The sequence below is a fragment of the Pseudomonas rossensis genome (assembly GCF_039888995.1).
In the GTDB taxonomy this organism is placed as follows: domain Bacteria; phylum Pseudomonadota; class Gammaproteobacteria; order Pseudomonadales; family Pseudomonadaceae; genus Aquipseudomonas; species Aquipseudomonas rossensis.
The window spans coordinates 1-4938 of record NZ_JBBWCB010000235.1 but is presented as its reverse complement, the minus strand read 5'-3'; the positions used below and the strand labels follow the sequence as shown (position 1 = coordinate 4938).

Here is a 4938-nt window from a genome sequence, read left to right as displayed (position 1 = left end):
TCCCGAAACCGCTGATTTGCAGCAGTAACCCGGACAGCGGGCCGGAGATCAGCGAAGCAATCGCCGAACCGCTGAGGAAGATGGCAATCGCCTTGCCGCGTTCAACGCCAGGCAACCAGCGAGTGAAGTAATAAATCACCCCGGGAAAGAACCCGGCTTCGGCCACGCCCAGCAGAAATCGCAGGATGTAGAAGTGGGTTTCGTTCTGGATGAAGGCCATGCAAGCGGCGACCAGGCCCCAGGTCAGCATGATGCGGGTCAGCCAGATTCGCGCGCCGACTTTTTGCAGGAGGATGTTGGAAGGGACTTCGAACAGCGCGTAACCGATGAAGAACAGCCCGGCGCCAAGGCCGTAGGCGGCAGCGCCAATGCCCAGGTCATGTTCCATGTGGGCGCGGACGAAGCCGATGTTCACGCGGTCGATGTAGTTGACGATGAACATGATCACGAACAGCGGCAGTACATGGCGTTTCACTTTCGAGATGGCGGATTTCAGGACCGAATCGGCGCCATCGTTCATCCCGGATATGGATGTATTCACTGCGTTATCTCCCACTGATTATTTTTATGCGGGGTGTGGCTGGGTGTTGTTGATAGACATCATACAACCACGTTTTTTCATCCCGCAAGAGTGGTTACCCAACAAAATGGCGCTTGATGAAGGGTTTGTTATTCGTTTTGCAGTAATGCATGACCTTCGTGACGGTCTTGTATGTCCAGTTTGTTGAGTGTTGTCATACAAGTTGTTCGACGTTTTTCTGAGATTCCCGTCCAGCGCAGTGCTACGATTCCGGTAGCCCTGCTTCCGGATGATCGCCATGCAAGAAGACCTCGACGCGCCTGCCCGCAAGCGCACCCACAACCTGGCCCATGACCTGGTCGCCAAACTGACCCAGAGCATCTTGCTCGGCCAGATGCTGCCCGGGGACAAGCTGCCGTCCGAGAACACGATTGTTCAGGAGCACGGGGTCAGTCGCACGGTGGTGCGCGAGGCGATCTCGAAGTTGCAGGCGTCAGGCCTCGTGGAAACCCGCCACGGCATTGGCACCTTTGTTATTGAACGAGCACTGGAGCAGGGGCTGCGGTTGAACGTCGATACCGCGCTGGGGGTGCGCAGCATTCTGGAGTTGCGCATGGGCCTGGAAACCCAGGCCGCCGCACTCGCTGCAACCCGTCGCACGGATCATCAATTGGCGCAGATGCGCGAAGCGCTGGACGACTATCAAAGCCTGCTGGCCAACAACGACAGCTGCGTCGAAGCCGACAAGCGCTTCCACTTGCTGATAGCCGAAGCCACCGGCAACGTGTGCTTCACCGAAATCATGCAGCACCTGGGCAGCGCCATGATCCCGCGCACCCGCGTCAATGCCGCCGAGCGCGGCGCAGTGGACTTGAGCAAGCTCGGGCACCTGGCCAACCTTGAGCACGAGGCGATTCTCAACGCCATCAAACGCCAGGATCCGGATGCGGCGCGGGCGGCCATGTGGCTGCACCTGACCAATAGCCGCGACCGGTTTTCGGCAGATCGCTGACCACCGTTTGTCTACTCGATAGCACCTCATCCGCGGCCCTGCTTCCAACGAGTACGGCCCAGATTTGCTGGACCTCATCAGTGAGGTGCGTCATGGCTAACGATTCGATGTTCCAGGGTGGAACACCCAATACCGACCCAACCCGACCCATGCCCGGCACCGACGAGCCGACCATGGATCACGACGCGCCACCCGGCATGGACCCTTCGTGGGACCCGGCCGAGGCTGACGCAGATCGACCTGAAGACTGGATGGATCCTGATGCGGCCGAGGACGTGCCTCCGGCAGATGAGCCAACACCGCTGTCCGATGACAGGCGATAAAAACAATCCGGCCATTGCGCCGCCATTGCGCCGGGTTTTTTGTGCATGACAGGTCTGCATCAGGCCTCGGTTACTTGCGCAACGACCGGCCTGCGCTCCAGATTCAAGGCCAACACGCTGACCAGCACCACCAGTGCGCCCCCAATGATCATCAACGTCGGCCGCTCGCCCAGCGCAAAAGAGGCAATCGCCATGGCGGTCGGTGGAATCAGATACAGCGTCATCGTGGCACGGCTCAAATCCACATGAGTCAGCACATAGGCCCAGGCGAGATACGCAAGGGCACTTGGGAAAATGCCCAACCCGATGACCGCAAGCTGCACTTCAACCGGAGCGGTGATGACCTGGCTCACCAGCCCCGGGAGATAAACCAACAGCAGCAGTGTCCCGAACCAAACCGTGTAACACACCAACGTCAGCCCGTCGTAGCGCCGCGAGTGATGCTTCTGCAACGCAAAGTAGAAACTCCATGACACCGCCGCCAGCAGGATCAGCAATCCATGGGCGTCGATGCTCCCCAGTCCGTGATCACCGGCCACCACAATCACCACGCCGATCAACCCCAGAAGAACGCAGCCCCAGCGCCACGCGCTCACCCGGTCCTTGAAGACGAAGCGCGCCAGCAATGTGCTGAACAACGGCGTCGATTGCGCCAACACACTGGAGGCGCCGGCGCTGACACTTTGCTGGCCGAAGTTCAGCGCGACATGGTGCAGGCTCACGGCAAAGAAACCGAGCGCGAACAACAGCGGCAGGTCACGCCTGTTCGGCAGGCTGATGCCTCGGAACACTGCGACCACCGCCATGAATGCCGACGCCAGCAGAAACCGCAGCAAGGCCAGATGACCAGGCTCATAGGCCCGCAAACCGATGTGAATGCCGGTCGGTGAGTAACCCCAGCAGCCGACCACAAATGCCATGGCCAGTATGAGTTTGACGGGAGAACCGGGGGAGGGCGTGAGTGGCTTCATGATCGGGCACCTGTAGGCGGATGCACCCAGTATCAGAAGCCTGACTGTTCTCCACAACTGACTTATAGTGCGTCAACTATTCACTTTAGGTGATGTATGGAGCTGGCACAGATACGCATGTTCAAGACCGTCGCCGAGGTCGGCAGCATCGCCCGGGCGGCCGAGTTGTTGCATTGCGTGCCGTCGAACATCACGGCACGGATCAAGTCCCTGGAAGCGGAACTGGGAGTCGCGCTGTTTCTGCGCGAGGGCCGAGGGCTGCGAATCAGCCCAGCGGGGCAAACCTTTCTGGCTTATGCCTCGAAAATTCTCGCCCTGACGGCGGAAGCCAAGCGCGCGGTGGACCCTTCGGCCGAGCCGTCCGGGCCGTTGCGCATTGGCGCCATCGAGTCGTCGGCGACCGGTCGATTGCCGCGGCTGCTGGCGAAATTCCACAAGCGTTTCCCGGCTGTGGCGCTGGAGCTGACCACCGGCACCTGGAGCCAATTGCTCGACGACACGCTCAATCACCGGCTCGACGGCGCGATCGTTGCGGTAGATGTCGAGCGCTCACACCTCAAACGCACGCCGATGTACCGCGAGGAGCTTTTGTTGATTGCCTCGACGTCCCTTGGGCCGGTACGGAACATCGCGGATTTGCAGGACAAGACCGTGTTCATGTGGCCCCAGGGCTGTCCCTACCGGGCGGCGCTGGAGCATTGGTTGCTGCGACAGGGGCAGGCGTTGCCGATCGTCAGCCTGGCCAGTTACGGGGCGATTGTCGGCTGCGTCAGTGCTGGGGCGGGTGTCGCGCTGGTGCCAAAAGGCGTGTTTGATCAGTACGCCAAAGGGGCGGGTTGCGCGGGGTATGAGTTCCCTGAGCTGACGGCGAACGACAACCTGTTTTACTGGCATGAAAACGCCGGGATTCACCCGGCGCGGGAGGCGTTTGTGGGGATGTTGCGGGAGGAGTTCGCGTAGGCGGATTTCAAGGCACGCTGACATCGCGCATCAGTAACCCAAACCGTAAATCCACAGCATCCGGAATCGGCAGGTACACGGTGTGCCCATCCCCCGGCGCCACCTCGATCGGCTCGCCTTTGACGTTTTGCAGTTGCTGCAAATCGAATTGGAAGTTGCCCTTGGGCGTCATCAGTTCCAGGTGGTCGCCCAGGCCAAATCGGTTCTTCACTTTGATTTCCGCCATCCGGTCACGCCGCTCGCCGGTCAACTCGCCGACAAACTGCTGCCGTTCCGACACCGAACTGCCGTGCTGGTAGTTCTGGTATTCGTCATGCACATGCCGCCGCAAAAAACCTTCGGTGTAGCCGCGCTGGGCGAGGGATTCCAGATCCGTCATCAGGCTGCGGTCGAACTCGCGACCGGCCACCGCGTCGTCGATTGCCCGGCGGTAAACCTGAGTGGTTCGCGCGCAGTAAAAGTGGGATTTGGTCCGGCCCTCGATTTTCAGTGAGTGCACGCCCATCTGCGTCAGGCGCTCGACATGCTGCACCGCGCGCAGGTCCTTGGCGTTCATGATGTAAGTGCCGTGTTCGTCTTCGAAGGCCGGCATCGATTCGTCGGGCCGATTGGCTTCCTGCAACAGGAACACCTGATCGGTCGGGGCGCCGATGCTCAGGGTCGGTTCGGGCTGGAAGGTCTGCACGATTTCGCCGAGCTGGTTTTCCGTGGCCTGCTGCGCCGAGTACTTCCAGCGACAGGCATTGGTGCAACTGCCCTGATTGGCGTCGCGCTTGTTCATGTAACCCGACAACAGGCAGCGACCGGAATAGGCCATGCACAAGGCGCCGTGGACGAACACCTCCAGCTCCATCGCTGGGACTTGCTCGCGGATTTCGGCGATTTCTTCCAGGGACAGTTCCCGCGACAGGATGATCCGGCTCAAGCCTTGTTGCTGCCAGAACTCGACACTGGCCCAGTTCACCGTGTTGGCCTGTACCGAAAGGTGAATCGGCATCTGCGGATAATGCCGGCGGACCAGCATGATCAGGCCTGGATCGGACATGATCAGCGCGTCCGGCGCCATGGCAATTACCGGCGCCAGGTCTTTGAGGAAGGTTTTTAGCTTGGCGTTGTGCGGGGCGATGTTCACCACCACATAGAAGCGCTTGC

6 protein-coding genes are annotated in these 4938 nt (G+C 60.3%); 3 read left to right on the top strand and 3 right to left on the bottom strand.

Annotated features, from left to right (window positions below):
- On the bottom strand, nucleotides 1-520 hold a 520-nt coding region (locus WLY71_RS29710; protein WP_347806414.1), incomplete at its 3' end, for an MFS transporter.
- Between the two features lie 298 nt (nucleotides 521-818).
- Here WLY71_RS29710 and WLY71_RS29705 point away from each other — a divergent pair.
- Nucleotides 819-1532 carry a FadR/GntR family transcriptional regulator gene (locus WLY71_RS29705; protein WP_347806413.1) on the top strand — a complete coding sequence of 238 codons (714 nt, stop codon included), beginning with the start codon at nucleotides 819-821 and terminating at the stop codon, nucleotides 1530-1532.
- 92 nt (nucleotides 1533-1624) lie between these two features.
- Nucleotides 1625-1855 (top strand): hypothetical protein, encoded by a 231-nt coding sequence (locus tag WLY71_RS29700; RefSeq protein WP_347806412.1) that lies wholly within the window; start codon nucleotides 1625-1627, stop codon nucleotides 1853-1855.
- Nucleotides 1856-1914: 59 nt separating this feature from the next.
- Here WLY71_RS29700 and WLY71_RS29695 read toward each other — a convergent pair whose 3' ends face one another.
- Nucleotides 1915-2826: a DMT family transporter gene (locus WLY71_RS29695; RefSeq protein ID WP_347806411.1), complete on the bottom strand. Its 912-nt coding sequence runs from the start codon at nucleotides 2824-2826 to the stop codon at nucleotides 1915-1917.
- Between the two features lie 96 nt (nucleotides 2827-2922).
- On the opposite strand from WLY71_RS29695, the gene WLY71_RS29690 reads away from it, so the two are divergent.
- The gene (locus tag WLY71_RS29690; RefSeq protein WP_347806410.1) at nucleotides 2923-3786 is read left to right on the top strand and encodes a LysR family transcriptional regulator; all 864 of its coding nucleotides are present in this window, start codon (nucleotides 2923-2925) and stop codon (nucleotides 3784-3786) included.
- Nucleotides 3787-3793: 7 nt separating this feature from the next.
- Here the strand turns inward: WLY71_RS29690 and trhP are convergent.
- On the bottom strand, nucleotides 3794-4938 hold a 1145-nt coding region (gene trhP, locus WLY71_RS29685; protein WP_347806409.1), incomplete at its 5' end, for a prephenate-dependent tRNA uridine(34) hydroxylase TrhP.

Coding starts and splice junctions, on each gene's coding strand:
- WLY71_RS29690 (WP_347806410.1), top strand. CDS start 2,923: ATGGAGCTGGCACAGATACGCATGTTCAAGACCGTCGCCGAGGTCGGC.
- WLY71_RS29705 (WP_347806413.1), top strand. CDS start 819: ATGCAAGAAGACCTCGACGCGCCTGCCCGCAAGCGCACCCACAACCTG.
- WLY71_RS29695 (WP_347806411.1), bottom strand. CDS start 2,826: ATGAAGCCACTCACGCCCTCCCCCGGTTCTCCCGTCAAACTCATACTG.
- WLY71_RS29700 (WP_347806412.1), top strand. CDS start 1,625: ATGGCTAACGATTCGATGTTCCAGGGTGGAACACCCAATACCGACCCA.